At 26.5% G+C, this 17,739-nt stretch carries 25 protein-coding genes and 1 pseudogene; 15 read left to right on the forward strand and 11 right to left on the reverse strand.

Features of this window, described 5'->3' with window-relative positions:
• Nucleotides 1-139: 139 nt before the first annotated feature.
• The 4 genes from ACN6I1_RS15715 to ACN6I1_RS15730 form a co-directional block, all read right to left on the reverse strand.
• Nucleotides 140-658: an NUDIX hydrolase gene (locus ACN6I1_RS15715; protein WP_419743315.1), complete on the reverse strand. Its 519-nt coding sequence runs from the start codon at nt 656-658 to the stop codon at nt 140-142.
• Between the two features lie 130 nt (nt 659-788).
• Complete coding sequence (gene catA / locus ACN6I1_RS15720; protein WP_419743316.1) at nt 789-1,412, reverse strand: type A chloramphenicol O-acetyltransferase; 624 nt, start codon at nt 1,410-1,412, stop codon at nt 789-791.
• 357 nt (nt 1,413-1,769) lie between these two features.
• Nucleotides 1,770-2,273: a GNAT family N-acetyltransferase gene (locus ACN6I1_RS15725; protein WP_419743317.1), complete on the reverse strand. Its 504-nt coding sequence runs from the start codon at nt 2,271-2,273 to the stop codon at nt 1,770-1,772.
• A 101-nt stretch (nt 2,274-2,374) separates the two neighbouring features.
• Entirely contained in the window at nt 2,375-2,722 is a 348-nt protein-coding gene (locus ACN6I1_RS15730) for a hypothetical protein (protein WP_419743318.1), read from the reverse strand.
• 178 nt (nt 2,723-2,900) lie between these two features.
• Between ACN6I1_RS15730 and ACN6I1_RS15735 the strand changes: the two genes are divergently transcribed.
• From ACN6I1_RS15735 to ACN6I1_RS15750, 4 genes are all read left to right on the forward strand, one after another.
• A complete protein-coding gene (locus ACN6I1_RS15735; protein WP_419743319.1) occupies nt 2,901-3,149 on the forward strand; it encodes a DUF1659 domain-containing protein in 249 nt (82 codons plus the stop codon).
• Between the two features lie 54 nt (nt 3,150-3,203).
• A complete protein-coding gene (locus ACN6I1_RS15740; RefSeq protein WP_021430641.1) occupies nt 3,204-3,437 on the forward strand; it encodes a DUF2922 domain-containing protein in 234 nt (77 codons plus the stop codon).
• 76 nt (nt 3,438-3,513) lie between these two features.
• Nucleotides 3,514-3,669 (forward strand): YvrJ family protein, encoded by a 156-nt coding sequence (locus ACN6I1_RS15745; RefSeq protein WP_419743320.1) that lies wholly within the window; start codon nt 3,514-3,516, stop codon nt 3,667-3,669.
• Nucleotides 3,670-3,801: 132 nt separating this feature from the next.
• A complete protein-coding gene (locus ACN6I1_RS15750; RefSeq protein WP_394863321.1) occupies nt 3,802-4,125 on the forward strand; it encodes a DUF3784 domain-containing protein in 324 nt (107 codons plus the stop codon).
• 96 nt (nt 4,126-4,221) lie between these two features.
• Here the strand turns inward: ACN6I1_RS15750 and ACN6I1_RS15755 are convergent, their stop codons facing one another.
• Nucleotides 4,222-4,659 carry a GNAT family N-acetyltransferase gene (locus tag ACN6I1_RS15755; protein ID WP_419743321.1) on the reverse strand — a complete coding sequence of 146 codons (438 nt, stop codon included), beginning with the start codon at nt 4,657-4,659 and terminating at the stop codon, nt 4,222-4,224.
• A gap of 45 nt (nt 4,660-4,704) precedes the next feature.
• Nucleotides 4,705-5,289 carry a DJ-1/PfpI family protein gene (locus ACN6I1_RS15760; RefSeq protein WP_419743322.1) on the reverse strand — a complete coding sequence of 195 codons (585 nt, stop codon included), beginning with the start codon at nt 5,287-5,289 and terminating at the stop codon, nt 4,705-4,707.
• 197 nt (nt 5,290-5,486) lie between these two features.
• Here ACN6I1_RS15760 and ACN6I1_RS15765 point away from each other — a divergent pair, with 197 nt between their 5' ends.
• Together ACN6I1_RS15765 and ACN6I1_RS15770 are read left to right on the forward strand one after the other, a co-directional pair.
• Nucleotides 5,487-5,912, forward strand: a complete 426-nt coding sequence (locus ACN6I1_RS15765) for a MarR family winged helix-turn-helix transcriptional regulator (RefSeq protein ID WP_290063143.1) — start codon at nt 5,487-5,489, stop codon at nt 5,910-5,912.
• A 20-nt stretch (nt 5,913-5,932) separates the two neighbouring features.
• A complete protein-coding gene (locus tag ACN6I1_RS15770) occupies nt 5,933-6,496 on the forward strand; it encodes a flavodoxin family protein (RefSeq protein WP_419743323.1) in 564 nt (187 codons plus the stop codon).
• A gap of 324 nt (nt 6,497-6,820) precedes the next feature.
• Here the strand turns inward: ACN6I1_RS15770 and ACN6I1_RS15775 are convergent, their stop codons facing one another.
• Together ACN6I1_RS15775 and ACN6I1_RS15780 are read right to left on the reverse strand one after the other, a co-directional pair.
• Nucleotides 6,821-7,024, reverse strand: coding sequence for a helix-turn-helix transcriptional regulator (locus tag ACN6I1_RS15775; protein WP_419743324.1), 204 nt, complete (start codon nt 7,022-7,024; stop codon nt 6,821-6,823).
• Between the two features lie 5 nt (nt 7,025-7,029).
• The gene (locus ACN6I1_RS15780) at nt 7,030-7,392 is read right to left on the reverse strand and encodes a DUF3796 domain-containing protein (protein WP_419743325.1); all 363 of its coding nucleotides are present in this window, start codon (nt 7,390-7,392) and stop codon (nt 7,030-7,032) included.
• Between the two features lie 281 nt (nt 7,393-7,673).
• On the opposite strand from ACN6I1_RS15780, the gene ACN6I1_RS15785 reads away from it, so the two are divergent.
• The 5 genes from ACN6I1_RS15785 (at nt 7,674) to abc-f (ending at nt 11,712) form a co-directional block, all read left to right on the forward strand.
• Nucleotides 7,674-8,141 carry a hypothetical protein gene (locus ACN6I1_RS15785; RefSeq protein ID WP_419743326.1) on the forward strand — a complete coding sequence of 156 codons (468 nt, stop codon included), beginning with the start codon at nt 7,674-7,676 and terminating at the stop codon, nt 8,139-8,141.
• 110 nt (nt 8,142-8,251) lie between these two features.
• Nucleotides 8,252-8,653, forward strand: coding sequence for a hypothetical protein (locus tag ACN6I1_RS15790; RefSeq protein ID WP_419743327.1), 402 nt, complete (start codon nt 8,252-8,254; stop codon nt 8,651-8,653).
• Nucleotides 8,654-8,799: 146 nt separating this feature from the next.
• On the forward strand, nt 8,800-9,051 hold the full coding sequence (locus ACN6I1_RS15795; protein ID WP_419743328.1) for a hypothetical protein: 252 nt from the start codon (nt 8,800-8,802) through the stop codon (nt 9,049-9,051).
• A gap of 305 nt (nt 9,052-9,356) precedes the next feature.
• On the forward strand, nt 9,357-9,527 hold the full coding sequence (locus ACN6I1_RS15800; RefSeq protein ID WP_419743329.1) for a hypothetical protein: 171 nt from the start codon (nt 9,357-9,359) through the stop codon (nt 9,525-9,527).
• A 616-nt stretch (nt 9,528-10,143) separates the two neighbouring features.
• On the forward strand, nt 10,144-11,712 hold the full coding sequence (gene abc-f, locus ACN6I1_RS15805) for a ribosomal protection-like ABC-F family protein (RefSeq protein ID WP_419743330.1): 1,569 nt from the start codon (nt 10,144-10,146) through the stop codon (nt 11,710-11,712).
• 638 nt (nt 11,713-12,350) lie between these two features.
• On the opposite strand, the gene ACN6I1_RS15810 is transcribed toward abc-f, so the two are convergent.
• Entirely contained in the window at nt 12,351-12,704 is a 354-nt protein-coding gene (locus ACN6I1_RS15810) for a hypothetical protein (protein ID WP_150887177.1), read from the reverse strand.
• A gap of 315 nt (nt 12,705-13,019) precedes the next feature.
• Nucleotides 13,020-13,841 (reverse strand): zinc transporter ZupT, encoded by an 822-nt coding sequence (zupT, locus tag ACN6I1_RS15815; RefSeq protein WP_419743331.1) that lies wholly within the window; start codon nt 13,839-13,841, stop codon nt 13,020-13,022.
• Between the two features lie 262 nt (nt 13,842-14,103).
• Between zupT and ACN6I1_RS15820 the strand changes: the two genes are divergently transcribed.
• On the forward strand, nt 14,104-14,796 hold the full coding sequence (locus tag ACN6I1_RS15820; RefSeq protein WP_419743332.1) for a hypothetical protein: 693 nt from the start codon (nt 14,104-14,106) through the stop codon (nt 14,794-14,796).
• A gap of 110 nt (nt 14,797-14,906) precedes the next feature.
• The gene (locus ACN6I1_RS15825; RefSeq protein WP_021430916.1) at nt 14,907-15,107 is read left to right on the forward strand and encodes a cold-shock protein; all 201 of its coding nucleotides are present in this window, start codon (nt 14,907-14,909) and stop codon (nt 15,105-15,107) included.
• Between the two features lie 162 nt (nt 15,108-15,269).
• On the opposite strand, the gene ACN6I1_RS15830 is transcribed toward ACN6I1_RS15825, so the two are convergent.
• The gene (locus tag ACN6I1_RS15830; RefSeq protein WP_419743333.1) at nt 15,270-16,172 is read right to left on the reverse strand and encodes a LysR substrate-binding domain-containing protein; all 903 of its coding nucleotides are present in this window, start codon (nt 16,170-16,172) and stop codon (nt 15,270-15,272) included.
• 208 nt (nt 16,173-16,380) lie between these two features.
• On the opposite strand from ACN6I1_RS15830, the gene ACN6I1_RS15835 reads away from it, so the two are divergent.
• The gene (locus tag ACN6I1_RS15835) at nt 16,381-17,547 is read left to right on the forward strand and encodes an MFS transporter (RefSeq protein WP_419743334.1); all 1,167 of its coding nucleotides are present in this window, start codon (nt 16,381-16,383) and stop codon (nt 17,545-17,547) included.
• Nucleotides 17,548-17,570: 23 nt separating this feature from the next.
• Nucleotides 17,571-17,690, forward strand: a pseudogene (locus ACN6I1_RS15840) (GNAT family N-acetyltransferase); the annotation flags it as partial.
• Nucleotides 17,691-17,739: the final 49 nt, after the last annotated feature.

Here is a 17,739-nt window from a genome sequence, read left to right on the forward strand (position 1 = left end):
TAATTTCAATTTACTTAATTTAAAAATCTCTAAGATCTTTTATAGTTTTATTGAATAATGGACTTAAATTTATTTTTCTAAACATGTTTAACTGAATAATTATTAGCTCAAAATTATATATTTATATATAGAATTTAACTTATCTAGTATGTGAGTTTTTGCTAGTTATCATAAAGAATAGTAGATCTATTAGACTTTTGTGATAAGGTATGAAAATTTCTTCATCAATCATAGATGATATTTCTTCTTTTGAGGCCCATTTAACTGATTGAACTTCCTCATATTGCAGCTTTAATTTTGAGATATCTATATCTTTTTGAATTAAATATATATCATCAAATCCTTTATCAAAGTTTATTGTAAGAGATGGCCTTATTCCATCTAAAGATAACTTATATCCAATCTCCTCATAAACTTCACGCTCTGCTGCCAATTGGCTTGTATCACCTGATACAGCGCTACCTCCAACAGTAATGTCCCACATGTTTGGCCATCCATCTTTAAATGGCTGCCTTTGTTGAATTAGCATTTTGCCTTCTAAATTAAAAATACATACATGAACTACTAGATGATAAGTATTTTCTTTAAATTTGCTACCCCTTACCATTGTTTCACCAGTTTTAATTCTGTCTTTATCATACAAATCCCAGATTTCCATATGTTCACCTCTCAGAATAGATACAATTGTACCTAAATATGTTTTAAAGAATGTCCAAAGAATCTTTTATGGGCATTTATATTTAAATTATATATGTATTTTCAAAATCCTTTTCTTTGGTTAATTTAACTTATTCTTCTATTAACTTTTGTAATTCATTTATAAAACGGCATACATGGAAACCATCGCACACTGCATGATGAACCTGTATTGCTAATGGCATCAGATATTGTCTGTTTATTTCAGAATACTTGCCCATTGTAAAAATAGGCAATAAATAATTATATCCTTTTTGTAAATTTAAGTTGAATCCCTCAAATGTTGTCCATGGAATCATTGATACTGGAAAATGATTTGGAGGTACATTAGGCTTTGCGATCATACTTTTTACTGAACTGAAGAGTGATATATCTTTTTCATATGATTTACAAAAAGTATCATAATCATCAGAGTACTCTGTCCAAATATTAGTAAAAGTCTCAGTATCTTGATTAAATACTGTGTAGCATGGAAGCATTTCATCAAAAACACCTAACTCTCCATTTATATCAAAAGCAGTTCTAAACTCACTATGATTATTAACTATTTTTGTAATGAAATATAACATTGTTGGATATATTTTCTTATTTGAATTTTTAATTTTTGTAATATCTAATTTAACAGTCATGCTGTATGTACAGGGAACTTCAGAAAAGTAATGTTCAAAATACTCTTTTCTATTCCAAGTTTCTTTATTTATGATTTTAAAGCTCATTAATAAATTTTCCTTTCTAATTTATATAATTTGATATACTTAGGTGGTAATAAATTAATTATATGTACCTAATCAATTGAGGAATCATATAACAAACTACTATTGTTACAATTATTACTAGATTACCCATTGCATAGTAACTGTTTTCATCTTTTTTATTCATTCGTATTCCTCCTATTTTACCTAATAGTATGTAACAATTGCCAACTTGATTATATTATACACGACATTCATTATATTTTGTGGATGCACCATTCAAAGGAATTAACCATCCTTTGAAGCCATTATGAAGTGAATTTATCAAAGTTTGTACGACAACGTTTATTAATTACGAAGATAGATAATATAGCTTATTTATTATAACTTCTTAGATAGATACAGGTTTAGATCATCATCATTTTTACAATCACAATATTGTTCTAAAACTTTATCATTGTACCAAACACCACTTCCATCAGGAATATACCCTCTCTTTACGTACAATCTTTGAGCAGAACCATATCCATAATGGAGTCCAACACCTAAGCATATTTCATTAGAATACTCTTTAACTTGATTTTCCATATAATCAAGTATGGCTGTTCCAACTCCGTTACGTTGATATTTTTCAAGTACATTGAAATCATAAATGATTGGAATATTTTTATTTGCGAAGGGACCATTTTCAGCATTTTGAAGAAGGGTTGCATACCCTAATACTTGATTATCACAAGCAGCAACAAAAACTTTACGTTTTCCATATTGTTGTTCGCTATAGTACTGATCAAATAATGAAACAGGCTTGTTCCATCCCTGAGATTTAAAAGCTTTATAAAACTCTAACGAATCCGAGTCAATCATATTTCTAATTAATATATCCAAAACAAATCCCCCTAACTATGTAGACTTATGTAATTAAAAATTAACTACGATAATTATTAATTACATAAGCACTTTCAAATCCCTTTTCTTTGATACCTCTATTACATCGCATCTTGAATATATGATAATGAAATTGTCATTGCATCAATTATTTTTTTAAGACGAGTATATGTTCCTGTTCCTTCTTTTGCATTAATCATAGCTTTTTTGCTTTTATTGATAATAGATGTTATTTGAGTTACTGCTTTTAAAAGTTCATCTTGTGTATAATCAGAATCTTGATTTGTAATTAAAGATTGTGAAATAGATAAAGCTTTTATACGATTTCGAGAAAGGGATAGTTGTGGCGAACCTTCTTTGAATTTAGGTTGTATTTTTTCGCAGTTAATAATAGTAGATTTTATAATTTTTAAAGTATCCTCTATTTGTTGGTCAGTATATTTACTCATTAGATGTCTCCTTAATTCATTGTTTTATTTATGATTATAAATTATAAAACATAAATGCACTCAAAAACTTTTTTTAGAAAAATTTTTTTGCCTATATAATTCTCAAATATCTTTTGGGACTTAATCATTTGGCTAAATTACACTTAAGTTAAATTAACTTTTAAAAGGAGGAATGAAAATGCCAGATATGAAATTAGCTCCAAACGCTTCAGAAGTGGCTCAAATGTCAGCTTTAAGAATCAAATATGATTGTGGTTTAGGTGATAACGGAAGAACAATAGTTAAAACTAGAAGTTTTTCAAACATTAAACACGATGCAAAAGTTGTTGATGTTTACAATGTAGCTGAGATATTAAATGGTCTACAAAAGCATGACGTACTATCTGTAGTAAAAATAGACAACACAGAATTAACACCAGAAAATTAAAATTCGCTTCGGACTTTGTCCGTTGCTTAAAACAATAAGAAAGGGGATTAAAAAATGAGAAATATAGAAACTAGATTATTAATGGTTTTCTCTACAACTCTTGGAAGAAAAGTAAGCTTATTTGTATCAGATCCTAAAGAAGATATAACTGAAGCAGAAATAAAAGAGGCTATGGAGCAAATAGTTGCTAAAAATGTATTTGCGCCTAGATTCGGAGAAGAACTTGAAACAGCTTTAGAAGCAAAAGTAGTTCAAACTGCAACTACTGGATATGACTTAGTTATATAGTAACACATGGAACGTCTCTTTGAACTTCTGAGAGGCGTTCTAATCAATTTTAAAGTTTAATTGGAGGAAGAACTCGATGGAAGTAGATTTGATGGCTCTAGTGTCAAATTTAGGTTTCCCTGCTATCGTTACAATGTATTTGTTAATTAGAATAGAAGGTAAGCTTGAAAATTTGAGTGCTAGCATAAATTCATTAAGTAGTAATATATATGAATTGAATAATAGGAAATAAAAAGAGTATTTGTTGAATTGACTTCAATTCAAAAGGTACTCTTTTTTGATGAATATTTTTAATTAAGTTTTTTGAAACTAGTTGAAATTTTATAAAAAAATATACATCCTTAAACTAAGGGGGTGAATTGATTTGGGAAATGCAGCACTAGCTATGTCTTTTGCATTATTTGTTTTATCTAGTATATTTTTTATTTTTAAGGATAGAGCATCAATTTTGATACAAGGGTATTATTTTATTTCTAAAGATCAAAGAGATTTATATGATGAATTTAAATTAAGCAAAGATTACGGAATTATACTTTTTAAATATGGATTAATACTTCTGATTGGGGCAATAGGATATATATTTATTGCTAAACCAATATTATGGATAGCATTTACTATTTGGGTTATATATGTTGCAAAAACTGTTGTTACTTTCAATTTTGATAATTATAAATGTAACAAGGCTTAAAATCTGTATCAATGAGTTATATTACATTAGAATAAAGGTAAAGACCGTATAATCTATTTTGGAATATACGGTCTTTATGTATGTTTAAGTGCATTTTCAAATGTTTTTTTTATTAAAGTACTTACACTCATATCTAGTATTATTTAAATACTTTTCTCCTAAATTAACTATTTTAAATTTATTCTTTTTATAAAATCCAACTGCATCATCGTCTGTTTTAGCAATTAAAATCTTAGGCTTAAGTTCACAAAGTACATAATTCAATAGAGCTTTACCTATTCCACGCTTTTGAGTATCTTTTTTCACAGCTATATCAAGTATTACAATTTCATCTTTATTTTTAACATCTAAAACGATTAAGCCTAAAATAACATCGTCATAAGCATATCCATAGGAAACTACTCCATCTGTATTTTCATAGTAATTTGCTCTTTTTATCAATTTTTCTTTTGTGGGTTCAAATACACTTTCTTTAAGAATTTCTAGATTTGAATCATTACCTAAACTACAACTTATATCAACTATTTTATACATAGTTATCATCCCCTTTAATAGAGTTATTTAGATATATTAAGTTACTTAAGAGTAAAAAATATCTTTTGATTTATCTTCGTTCCATATATATTCAATAAACTCGGAAATCTCATATGCTTTATCTTTTCCAAACTGATCCGATACAAAGCCTAAAGCCATATCCATTCCAGCGGATACCCCTGAAGAGGTATAAAATTTACCATCAACTACCCATCTAGCCTTATCTATCCAAATTACATTTTCATTTGTTTGTTTAACCCATTCAAGGGCCTTCTTATTAGATGTTGCTTTTATGTTATTAAGAACTCCACATTTTGCTAGCAGCGCAGAGCCTGTACATATAGATAGGCAAAAACGAGATTCTTCAGCTAAATGTTTTAACATATTTAAGAAATCTGTATCATTAACTAAATCTCTTACACCAATTCCTCCAGGAATAACAAGTATTCCATTTTTATCTATAGATTTAACGTCTTCTGTAATAACTTTAAACCCTTGGTAACTATGTACAACTGCACCATCTTTTGAGATATAATTTATCTTGAAATCTTTTATTTGAGATAGTATTTCTACTGGTCCAAAAGCATCTAGAGTTTCGAACTTATCAAATAGTAAAACATTTACTTCCATACCGATTACCTCCTATATTTTTTAACATGCATATTTTAATATTAATATTTTGAACTAGAATATTCTACAAAAAGTAAAGAACATTAAAATTTAAATAACTGAATCTCAATTTAAAAATTAAAATTTTATATTGATTAATCATAAATAGTACTATATAGTACTATTTATGATTATAGTTTACAGATGGAGGTTTTAAATTGAATAATAAAGGCGGTTTTTTAATAAATAAAGTAAATTTCTTATCGGGAAGAATTTTTAACAAATTAATGAAAGAGCATAAAAACTTAGATATTAACCATGCTCAAGGTAAAATTTTATTTGTAATTAGTAGATATAACGAACTTTCTATAAATGATTTATGTAAAGAACTTTCGCTTAGCAAATCAACTTTAACAAGCATGCTAGATCGTTTAGAAGATAAAGGTTATATATTAAAGAGATCATCTGAAAAAGATAAGCGAATTACTTTAATTTCTAACACTAAAAAAGCAGATGAAAGTATTCATATATTCAACGATGTAATAACTAAGATGAATGCTAAGTTTTATGATGGATTTGAGGAAGAAGATATAAAAAGGTTTGAAAATTATTTAGAAAAAATATATTTTAATCTAGAAAAATAAGTTAAATAGGAGAAGATGAAATGACAAAGGTAGTAGTATTTATGGGGAGTCCAAGAAAAAAAGGTAATGTAGATACAATACTTGATGAGATAATAAGAGGCGTAAATGATAATGGTGCTGAGGTAAAAAAGTATTATCTAAATGATATGAATATTAAGGGATGTCAAGGATGCTTATATTGCAGAAAAACTCCTAATTGTGCTCTTAAAGATGATATGGTAGAAGTATATGAGGATATAAAAAGTGCTGAATATGTTATCATTGGTTCTCCAGTATATATATGTCAAGTGTCAGCTCAAACTAAGTTACTTTTAGATAGACTTTATCCTCTAACAGAAATAAATAAGGCTAAGCACACTCCGAGATTTGGTGAAAAGAAGTTAATAATGGTTTATACTCAAGCCGCTCCAATTTCATTTTTATTTAAAAAGTATTTTAGATATACGGCAAAACATTTAAAGGGAATGGGGTTAAATCACTACAAGACTATAATAGCTACAAAAGCATTTGAAAAAGATTCAACTAAACATAATTTTAAAATTCTAAAGAAAGCTTACAATCTTGGGGTTAAAATTTCTTTATAGGTTTTTTTGCTATAACGTATCTTAGTTACTTTAAAAATATATCTATTTAGTTAATAATTATAGTAGGATTAGTTACATATTTATTGGCACCTAAATTGATTTTAAATATAAAAGATAGACTGAAATTGTAATATGAGTAGTTTATTTTTGTTGAAATTTCAATGATATTTAGGATATGTTTTTATTAAAATTACAAATATAAAAACAAATGGTTAAACAATTTATAAAACTAATACTAGTTTAATTTGTTTAACCATTTATTTAACCATTTTAGACTTAGTATATATTTTAAATATAGAGATTTGATTTAACATTTACTTATAATTAAAACTCAAATATGAACAACGCATCTATAGGAGTATTTAACTCTTTTGAAATCCTAACAGCTAATTCAAGTGAAGGATTATACTTAGCATTTTCTAAACGAGCTATAGTTTCTCTTCTTACATTAACTCTCTTAGCCAACTCTTCTTGAGTTAACTCATTAAATTGACGATATTTTTTCAAATTACTAATGAATGTTACCATAAATTTTAATTCCCGGTATCAAATTTATAAGTTAAAAATCCCCATAAATTTACTGATATTGCAAAAGTAAGTGATAGTATTAATATTTGCAATTTATAAAGTGATAATAAATCGGATGTATATAGTCTAATTGCATAACTTGATACGATCGCTATAACAAATCCTGTGTAAAGAGCTATAGTTCCAGCTCTATGCTTATTAGCAATCAATCTTTCATCTTCACAATCTCCCAGCTTACTCCACCAAATATGAGAAAGCTGTGCAAAGAACATAAACCATAAAAGACCTAAGGGGTCACTATTTATATGTTTTATACCTAATAATCCGAAGAATGCAAATAAAATTGAATACTTGTTTAATTTTTTCATAAATATCCCTCCATCAACGTGATATATTTATATCTTTATATTACATATATATCACAGAGGTTTTTATATTATGACTAAAAATAAAACGGACTTATGATATTCTCAGTTGTTGGTATGTAGTTATTTTAAAATGTTTAGATAGAAATACAATATGAAATTTAATATTATATATAATATAGTTAGCGTTTACAATTGTTATATTATGCTAAATGAAAACATATCTGGTAACATATAGATAACTCGGAATTTATTTATAATTAGAACTTTGGAGGGGATATGATTTGAATAAAGTACAGAAAACTGCCTATGAATTAATACAATCAGACGCAAGGTTTTTATATACATTAACTGAAATTGAAAAAAATGCTAAAAATATTAGTAGCAATTATATTTGTATGAGTATACCTTATATCGGAGTTTTTGCAGATGGGGCAGAGCAATGGTGTAAAAAAGTTGGATTAAGTGCTCCTTGCTTTAATTCAACTGAGAAAGCATTTTATACGCAATTAAGACAGGGGCACAAGCTTTTTGAAAAAAGTTATGAAGAATATTCTACTCTGATTTTTGAAAAGTTTAAAGAAAACGAAAACTACTTTTATAGCATACGTAGTTTACATGAAAAGATATTTGGATATTACAATGTAGGGACTGATTTATGTAATGGTGAGTTTTGTGGTAACACAATTCTAGCGTTAATGTATATGCCTATAAAGCAATTAGGGATCGAAGGAGCTGAGATAAGAGTATAGTTGCTGGGAAATTAGCAAATTTTTTTAGTTGTAAGGAGTTTCCGATATATAGATATAATGATAATATCATTGTTCAATATAAAGATTATCATTTCTATAGAAAATCACCATTGAAGATGAGTGATGAGTTTGGATTTCTGCTTTTTTCTATACTTTGTACTATTAATTATGCAATAGAGTTTATTGAAAATTATTTTATAGATGAAATCCCTCAAAAATTTAAATTTGCATATTTACAGTATTACTATCTTTGTAGTTTTATTAAAGAGATGAATATCCAAAAGAATACTAATTTTTACATAGATGACTGTTTATGTGATAGAAATTTTCGTAACTGTCTCGCTCATTATGGTTTGGGACAGTACATGAGTGAGGATGAAATCATTTCAGACGATATACTCAAAGGATTAACAAATAAAGCATTTGGAAAAGACTATATAACTACAAAAGAGGAGCTCTATGAAATTCTAAGAAGTTTAACTAATCAAATAAGACAAACAATTTTGAAATAATATCCTTTATGGGACCGTAGTTTAAAAGGTACATAAACTTTCGAATTAGATAATAGAGATGATAATTATAATTGGTTTAGTTGTATATATATCGATACGAAAATCAATTTAAATGTAAAAATAGGTTAGAACAATAGGGGGATAAAATGGTAATAGTTTCTTTATTAATGTTTTTATTTATTATAGGGTGTATATATTATTTACAAGAATTTCTATCTAAGAAAAAAAGCAAAGTACCAGGGCTTATTTTACCTGGGGTAGCTTTTCTAAATTCACTTGTATGTTTACTTCAGGCAACAACATTTAAGATAGGATTAACAGCTTTTATTTCTACTAGCATTCCAACAATTTTACTTTTAGGAATTTACTTAAGTTGTAGAAAACAAATAAGATTGTAGCTAGTATATAAATATAGAAATTGCAATAAAAAGATATAGATAATTAAACAAATAGAATTACAAATATAATAACTAATTGTTAAACAAATTGTATTTGTAATTATTATTATATTTGTAAAACAATTTGATTTAAAAACTATATAACAAATACAAACACCCCCTTAGAATCTAGAGAATAGTATTTTAAGGGGGTGTTATTATATATTTTAATCCAGAATAAGCACATATTAATCCAGTTTATACTTTTTTTAAATTTAAAATGTTAGTATGAGTTATTACATTTAAATTCTACAGGAGGCATCTTTATGAAAAATATTTCACAAAATCTTAAGTTAAAATTAGGCATAATAGGATTTATATTAGTAGATCTATATTTAATCATTTCTTCTGAAAATAATTCAAGAATTGCATTGTGTTTGATATCACTATTTATTTTTATTAGAATTATATTTGTTTCAAAAAACAAATGTAATTAATTTATACTAGTTTTAAAATTTCAATTTAAAGAAAAAAACTAAAGCTAAAGAGACCTCAATATAAATTTAAGTAATAGTTACAATTTAAAGCCCATATAATCTAAATAAGTGGATGTAGAGGGCTTTTTTAGTGCATAAAATAAAAAACCTATGGACAACATAATTAAATAGGCATATTATATTAATAAATAAACATATAAGAGGTGATTAGGTATAATGAACAGATAATTTTATTCAAATATTTAAAAAGTTTATAAATCTTAAAAAGTATTTTTAGATACTTTTATTTTTGAGCTTATAAACTGTCTTAAATTAAGAATAAGATTAATTCATTGAAACCTTAAATCAAACTTCTTTATGAAATTGTTTTATGAGAGTATTAAAATAAAAATTTATATCTTGATATATACAATGTGTTTAAGCTTAATTTGCTTACATAAAATTTATATTATAGTTCTTATTTTTTAACTTTCAGCTATATAAATTATATTTATATAGTTTCAATAAAATGATTTGTGTTTCATATTTAAAATCAATCTTTCTTAATTTAAGTGTAATTTACTTTAAATTTAAGGAAGTTTTTTTATGCAAAAAACTTTCGCAAGGAGGAATATATATGGCACAAATAAATGTAGTCAATTTGACTTTTAGTTACGATACACACGTAGATGATATTTTCAAAAATGCATCTTTCTCTATAGATACAAACTGGAAAATAGGACTTATAGGAAGGAATGGAAGGGGTAAAACCACACTTTTAAATCTATTTATGAAGAAATTTAAATACTCAGGCACTATATCTTCTCCCGTAGACTTTGAGTACTTTCCATTTCATATAGAAAATCAAGATAGAACTTCTCTTGAAGTAATTAGAAACACAATAGCTCCATTTACAACTTGGGAGGAATTAATGAATGAGTATGTAAATGACGAAGAAAAGTTAGATCAGTATGGAGATATTTTAGAAAAATACATTGAAAATGATGGATATATAATAAATGAATTAATAGAAAAAGAAATAAGAAAGATGAAATTAGAAGTTGAAATACTTCAAAGAAACTTCTCTACTTTAAGCTTTGGAGAACAAACAAAGTTACTTCTTGTTGGATTGTTTTTAAGAAAAAATCACTTTTTACTAATTGATGAACCAACAAATCATTTAGACATAGAAGGTAGAGAGGTCATATCAAATTATCTAGCATCAAAATCTGGGTTTATATTAATTTCTCACGATAGATCATTTTTAGATAAGATAGTTGATCACGTGCTGTCTATAAACAAGGCAAATATAGAAGTTCAAAGAGGCAACTTCTCAACTTGGCAACTTAACAAGGATAGACAAGATGAGTTTGAAAAGCTTGAAAATGAAAAACTTAAAAAAGATATTAAAAGACTTCAAGAGGCAGCAAAGCAAAAAGCTAGTTGGTCAGATAAAACAGAAGCATCAAAGATTGGAAATGGGCCTACTGACAGAGGCTTTATTGGGCATAAGGCTGCTAAGATGATGAAAAGAGCTAAATCTATTGAGAAAAGGCAAAATAATGCTATTGAAGAAAAATCTAAGTTACTTAAAAACTTAGAGAATTATGATAATCTCATATTAAAAACTAGTGAAGATATGGAAGAGAAAATCTTGACACTAAACAATTTAAGTATTAGATATGATAATAAAGTATTGTTTAAAGATGTTAATCTAAAAATAAAGCCAGGAGATAGAATTTGGCTAAAAGGTAGTAATGGATCTGGTAAATCAAGTCTTATAAAACTAATTCTTGGTGAAGATATTTCTTATGATGGAGATGTTTATAAGTGTAAAAACATTTCATATGTTTCTCAAGATACATCTTATCTAAAAGGAAATGTTGATGAACTAGCAAGAAATTATAGTGTAGATTTAAATCATTTAAAATCAAATCTTTATAAAATGGGGTTTGAAAGTATTCAGTTTGAAAAAGATGTAAGTACTTGGAGCGAAGGTCAAAAGAAAAAGTTTTTGATTGCAAAGAGTCTTTGTGATCGTGCTAGTTTTTACATTTGGGATGAACCGTTAAACTTTATTGATGTTATAAGTCGTATGCAAATTGAGGATTTAATTTTATCAGTTCAGCCTACTATGTTATTTGTAGAACATGATGAGTTCTTTGGTGAAAGAATTTCAACTAAAGTACTTGAGCTTAAACAGTAAAATAAGCATCTTTCAATTATAGTGTTTAAGAGCAATTGAAACTTATATAAAATTAAACAAATGGTGTAACAAATTAAATTTTAAATTGTTTTATAAATTGTTACACCATTTTTAGATTAAAGCACATATTGTAAGCAAATCTAATGACTTAAAAATCTTTTATAATAAATAAATCTATATATCTAATAAGTCATAATAGTTATTTAAATTTATTTTCTAATATATATAATCCTACAATTGGAATAACAATATATAAGATTATTATCATAATTATATTACTTACAAAAAAACTTAATAGGCTTATTCCAATACAATAGAATCCTCCTATCATACATATTTTTTTATTTTTTAAAAGAGTCTCTTTATAAGGATTATTAGTATTTTCCATATCTCTTTTAGTAAAATAATTTAGTAATGAAGATGGAGAAATAACTAGAATTAAACCAAATAAAAAAATAAAAACGTGAAAAATTAAGTAAAACAATTTTATGTAAACCTCCCCTAGAAAGTATAGTTATGAGAAAATAACATCATAAATTAACTGAAAGAAAAAAGATTGAAACGCTATTATATGTATCAGCAATGAGTAGCCATTTGTTTACTATAGGACTCGTAATTTTACTAGTCTAGATTTAAATCTAGTCATAAAATTCAGTTTTGAAACCTTTTATTTCAATTAACTTAAGCTTATCGGATTTCTTATCATAGTACAGATTAGAATCTAATGTAATCTCATCACCATTCTTTGAATTTTTATATTGATTTGAATCTTCAACTTTAATGTCTAGCGAATAATTATTATAGTGTAAGTCTAAATACATTCCAGATTTTAGCCTGTGTTTATCATATACGGTATAAGTAACAGATTTCTCAATAATATAACTGGATTTTTTTATAAAATTTACTTTTACTTTATCATAAACTAATAATATTAGTACAAATATAATCAAGAGACATTTAAAAGTATTAAATACATTTTTCATATTATACATCACCCCTGTTAACTATATATTACATATTTTTTTATAAAAATCATAGAGACTTCAAGTTAACATTTGGTTATTGATATACAAGAGGTGATATTCAATTACCGGTTTTAAAGGCGAATATAACAACATAATATATAATAAAAATCTATTTAAATTGGAATTGAAAAATGGTAAAACAAATTCATTAACAATTTGTTTTACCATTTCAAAAATTAGTTACTATCTATACATTTTAGATACAGTGAATTTACCCATATCGGTTTTTTCAAAAGATACACTTTTACTTTGTTTTCCTTTATTTTACATTGTATTGAATTTTTACATAAATAAAAATAAACTTATCGCCATAACTAGCATTCCAAAAACTAAACCATAGATAGAATAATGTCCGTCATCATATTCTTTAGCTAAAGGTAATAACTCATCAATAGAAATAAATACCATTATCCCTGCAACAGATGCAAATAATATACCGAATACGGTGTTATTCATAATTGGCATTAAAATCATATAACCAACTAATGCTCCTACAGGTTCTGCTAATCCAGAAATAAATGAATATAAAAAGGCTTTTTTTCTACTACCGGTTGCATAATAAATTGGAACAGATACAGAAATTCCTTCGGGAATATTATGGATAGCTATTGCAACAACTATGGGTATAGCTATAGTTGAATCTTGAAGTGCAGCGATAAAAGTTGCTAGACCTTCAGGGAAATTATGAATAGCTATTGCTAATGCTGTAAAAATTCCAGTTCTCATTAATTTCATTTTAGCTTTTGGTGTATTTAAACTATTTGAAGAGATTTGATCTAATTCCTTAACATCCCTTACTTCATGAGGGTTAGTATCCTTTGGTATAAATCTATCTATTAAGGCTATAACTAAAATCCCTCCAAAGAAACCTAGTATAGTAGCTCCAGTTCCCATTTTATCTCCAAATGATAATGATAAAGAGTCTTTAGCCTTAACAAATATTTCAATCATTGAAACATATATCATAACTCCTGCTGAAAAACCTAGGCTACAAGACAAGAATTTTTTATTAGTATTCTTAGAGAAAAAGGCAATGAAACTTCCGATTCCAGTTGATAGTCCTGCAATTAATGTAAGTAAAAAAGCAAATCCAACGTTATCCATAAGCCCTCCTTGAATTGAAAATTATTTATAAATGATAATTATTATCATTTATAAAATTATAGCATGATAATACCATAAAGTATATTAAAAATTTCAGGATGCAAAATAAAACTCTATTTGATTAACAATCTGTTTTATCATTTAAGAAACTATTTATTATTTTTATGTTTTAGGTAAATTAGCTAAAGTTGGAGCTTTAATAAGTCGTACATTTATAATGAACTATGTTTAAAAGGGAGTTATTAAATAAGGGGATGAATATATGAATATTTTAAACGTAAGTAGTGGGAGGTCTATATTAAAAAGTTACAACAGTAGCTCTTTAAAAAATATAAAAATTAATGGGACTGCTAATAAAAAAGATATAGGTATACCTGTAAAAGAAATACATATTTTTAATAAAGGTAAGCAGTTAGCTCGAGAAAACTTAGATGCTACATATAACTCAAGTATAAATCACAAATTTCAAGAATCTCTAGAACATAAGTTATCGCAACTTACTGAAATAAAGAGTATGATTGAAAATAAAGATAAAGAAAATTATGTAACAGAAAATACTAAAGTTGAGCTTGGTATAAAGAGTACAGACAAAATTAAATCTAAAAAAGATATATCTATCAGAGAAGAAGAGAATTTGTTTAGCGAACAACAAATTAATCTTGAAGATATAAATAAAAAGATATCTGAAACTAAAAGTGAATTAAAGGACAGCAAAGTTTTAGCTAAAGAGTTAAGTGAACAGTCTGAGATAATTGATGATAAAATATCTATGTATAAAAAAATGTATGGTAATGATATGTTCAAGATGGCGGAGAAAGAGGTAATTTTAAAAAAGGTATATGATAATCGAAATAATCCACTAATCAATGAGATAAAGAATACTTTTAATGAAATTATAGAACTTGAATCTCAATTAAAAGATAAATTAAATAAAGATCAAGAATTACAAAAATAGTATTTTTAATAAAAAGCTATCTATTATTATTAATCTGTGCTATAATAATATTTGTAGCAATACACAAATAAATTAAAGAGACCTAGAAATAGGTTCATAGGAGTTTTTTAATGATGAATGGAACAGTAAAATGGTTTAACAATGAAAAAGGATTTGGTTTTATATCAGTAGAAGGTGGAGAAGACGTATTCGTACATTTCTCAGCTATACAAACTGATGGATTCAAATCATTAGAAGAAGGTCAAAGAGTAAACTTTAATGTAGTTGAAGGTGCTAGAGGTCCTCAAGCAGAGAATGTAACTATATTATAATATATATATGTTCGGAAAAAGACACATCGTGTGTCTTTTTTTTATGGAAAATGTATGAATATTAGGTTTAAAGCTAAAAGTGAGAAAATAAGATAAAGTCCTAAAAATTCAAATAAATGGATTTTTAGGACTTCTTTACTATATATTTTTTAAAATTACTTACTATTTTATATGATATTTATAAAATTCATTTATCATTTCATCAACAAAATCATTTATTTCATTATTCATATACTTTCTGTTTACAGCGACAGCATATTCATATTTATGATTTGTATTTTTAATGTTGAGAAAACTTATGTTTTCTAAATTAGTTTTAGATAAAGACTCCTTAGGTAATACAGCTATACCCTTGTTTAAAAATATCATAAGTATAAGTTCTGAAAAAGAATCTGCTATATGTACTATATTTGGTTTAAACCCATCTAGTTCAAAGTTTTTTATTATCTCTTCATGATAGTACATGCTATATTCTTTTGAGAAAATGACTATTTCTTCAGACGCTAAATCTATTCCGTCTAGATCATGTATATTACTTAAATAATGATCTTTACTAGTAATTGCAACCATACTACAGTCAATCGTTTTAACTATATTAAACTCATCTAACTTATTTAATTCAACTAAATTTCCTAATATCACATGAAATCCATCACTATGATTTTTTATTAGAGTATTTGGTTTATCTTCCTTTATTTCTATATTTACATCTGGATTTTTTTTAATGTAAGTTTGTAAAAAATTATAAATATAGCTATTTTCCATATCTTCAGACAATCCAAGCTTTATATTATACATATATTTTTTATTTATGTTATGCATTTCTTCAATAGCTCTATTGTAATCATCTAATATATGTTTACATCTTCTATAAAATTTTTTACCCTCTAAGGTAAGTGCTGCGCGATAACCACTTCTATCAAATAATATAATACCAAGTTCATTCTCTAAAGTTCTTATCTGTTGGCTAATACCAGTTTGTGATATATTGCAGTGAATAGCAGCCTGTGTAAAACTTTTATAATCTACGCATGCAATAAAGTATTCTAATTTTCTTAAATCCATTTTATATCTCCACCTAATTAATTTATAGTATAAGCATTATATAGTACATTATCTCCTTTCTATTAAAAAATATAAATGCTAAACATCATAATATTTACTTATGGTGTTTAGCATTTAATTGTATTATCTTTTTTTTCTTGCCTTATTTATAATTGGATACAACAAATAATTTTAAAATTTGTAAATATATAATCGAGGAGTTAACAAAATGAATAACAAGAAACTATTATTAACATTAACTATAATTTTTATAGCGGCTAATTTAAGAGGGCCTTTAACTATGGTTGGACCACTAATTCCATCTATGAAAGAAAGTTTTACATCCGGTAATTCACTATTTGGGATATTAACATCAATTCCATTATTTGTATTTGGGATAATATCAATAATTGCACCTAAATTAGATAATAAATTTGGCAAAAGGATTACAATTGCAACAAGTTTAAGTTTACTTTTAATTGGTTTATTAATAAGATCTTTAGGTTCAGTAAGTAGTTTATTAATAGGTAGTATTTTAGTTGCTTTAGGAATAGGAATTTCTAATGTATTATTGCCTAGTGTAATTGTTGAAGGGGCACCTAAAAAAGATGTTGGAAGATTAACTGGTACTTTTACAACAACAATGGGGTTATTTGGATCTATTGCATCTGGATTGAGCATTTTCCTTGCATCTATTGTAGGTTGGCAATTTGCACTTGAGAGTTTTGTTATAACAGTAATTATAGCTCTAGTTCTTTGGTTAACTTACAGTAAAGCTGTAGGAGGAATAGAAAAAGAAGAACAACTAGAACCTGAAATTAAACTTTCATACCTATTAAAATCAAAGTTGGTTTGGTCAATAGCATTGTTTATGGGAGTACAGTCATGGATAGCATATGCCTTATTTGCATGGGTTCCTTCTATATTAATTGATAGAGGGATGTCTTCTAATTTTTCGGCTATAGCACTTATGATTATTCAATTATGCAGTATGCCAACTATGTATATCATCCCAATTATTGCAGGTAAAAAGAAAAGCCAAAGTATGTTTGTTGCAATAACCACAATAATTGGATTTATTGGATGCTTATCTTTATTTGCAACTAATCCCATTATACTTACAATAGGACTAGTTTTAATAGGAATAGGACAAGGTGCTAGTTTAAGTTTTTCATATTTATTTTTTACTGTAAGAACAAATAGTGCTAAAGAGACATCTTCATTATCTGGGATATCACAAACTATAGGATACTTTATTGCATCAACTGGTCCAATACTTTTTGGATATATTCATGATATAACTAATTTATGGAATGGTTCGCTTATATTTATGTTATTTATGCATGGGATACTATTATTTGAGGGTATCTTATCAGGTAGAAATAAAAAGATTTAGAAACTTTTTATTGAGTATTAAAATTATATTTATGTACTGATTATATAGGATACTATGAACGTTACGACTTTAATTACCTAGGTATTGGGTACCATCCATGGGGTGAGGAATCACGTATATATGAGGCAACACTTAATAAATAAAACTAAAGCCCTTAGAATCAAGTTTATAGGATTCTAAGGGCTTTTTTAT

The organism is Paraclostridium dentum (genome assembly GCF_048568265.1).
GTDB lineage: Bacteria > Bacillota > Clostridia > Peptostreptococcales > Peptostreptococcaceae > Paraclostridium > Paraclostridium dentum.

Bases quoted from the DNA above. Each gene is read 5' to 3' on its own strand.
- ACN6I1_RS15770 (WP_419743323.1), top strand. From the start codon at position 5,933: ATGACAAAGGTAGTAGTATTTATGGGGAGTCCAAGAAAAAAAGGTAAT.
- ACN6I1_RS15735 (WP_419743319.1), top strand. From the start codon at position 2,901: ATGCCAGATATGAAATTAGCTCCAAACGCTTCAGAAGTGGCTCAAATG.
- ACN6I1_RS15730 (WP_419743318.1), bottom strand. From the start codon at position 2,722: ATGAGTAAATATACTGACCAACAAATAGAGGATACTTTAAAAATTATA.
- ACN6I1_RS15800 (WP_419743329.1), top strand. From the start codon at position 9,357: ATGAAAAATATTTCACAAAATCTTAAGTTAAAATTAGGCATAATAGGA.
- ACN6I1_RS15760 (WP_419743322.1), bottom strand. From the start codon at position 5,289: ATGGAAGTAAATGTTTTACTATTTGATAAGTTCGAAACTCTAGATGCT.
- ACN6I1_RS15755 (WP_419743321.1), bottom strand. From the start codon at position 4,659: ATGTATAAAATAGTTGATATAAGTTGTAGTTTAGGTAATGATTCAAAT.
- abc-f (WP_419743330.1), top strand. From the start codon at position 10,144: ATGGCACAAATAAATGTAGTCAATTTGACTTTTAGTTACGATACACAC.
- ACN6I1_RS15825 (WP_021430916.1), top strand. From the start codon at position 14,907: ATGATGAATGGAACAGTAAAATGGTTTAACAATGAAAAAGGATTTGGT.
- ACN6I1_RS15715 (WP_419743315.1), bottom strand. From the start codon at position 658: ATGGAAATCTGGGATTTGTATGATAAAGACAGAATTAAAACTGGTGAA.
- ACN6I1_RS15795 (WP_419743328.1), top strand. From the start codon at position 8,800: ATGGTAATAGTTTCTTTATTAATGTTTTTATTTATTATAGGGTGTATA.
- zupT (WP_419743331.1), bottom strand. From the start codon at position 13,841: ATGGATAACGTTGGATTTGCTTTTTTACTTACATTAATTGCAGGACTA.
- ACN6I1_RS15740 (WP_021430641.1), top strand. From the start codon at position 3,204: ATGAGAAATATAGAAACTAGATTATTAATGGTTTTCTCTACAACTCTT.
- ACN6I1_RS15820 (WP_419743332.1), top strand. From the start codon at position 14,104: ATGAATATTTTAAACGTAAGTAGTGGGAGGTCTATATTAAAAAGTTAC.
- ACN6I1_RS15775 (WP_419743324.1), bottom strand. From the start codon at position 7,024: ATGGTAACATTCATTAGTAATTTGAAAAAATATCGTCAATTTAATGAG.
- ACN6I1_RS15810 (WP_150887177.1), bottom strand. From the start codon at position 12,704: ATGTATAATATGAAAAATGTATTTAATACTTTTAAATGTCTCTTGATT.
- ACN6I1_RS15745 (WP_419743320.1), top strand. From the start codon at position 3,514: ATGGAAGTAGATTTGATGGCTCTAGTGTCAAATTTAGGTTTCCCTGCT.
- catA (WP_419743316.1), bottom strand. From the start codon at position 1,412: ATGAGCTTTAAAATCATAAATAAAGAAACTTGGAATAGAAAAGAGTAT.
- ACN6I1_RS15835 (WP_419743334.1), top strand. From the start codon at position 16,381: ATGAATAACAAGAAACTATTATTAACATTAACTATAATTTTTATAGCG.
- ACN6I1_RS15830 (WP_419743333.1), bottom strand. From the start codon at position 16,172: ATGGATTTAAGAAAATTAGAATACTTTATTGCATGCGTAGATTATAAA.
- ACN6I1_RS15780 (WP_419743325.1), bottom strand. From the start codon at position 7,392: ATGAAAAAATTAAACAAGTATTCAATTTTATTTGCATTCTTCGGATTA.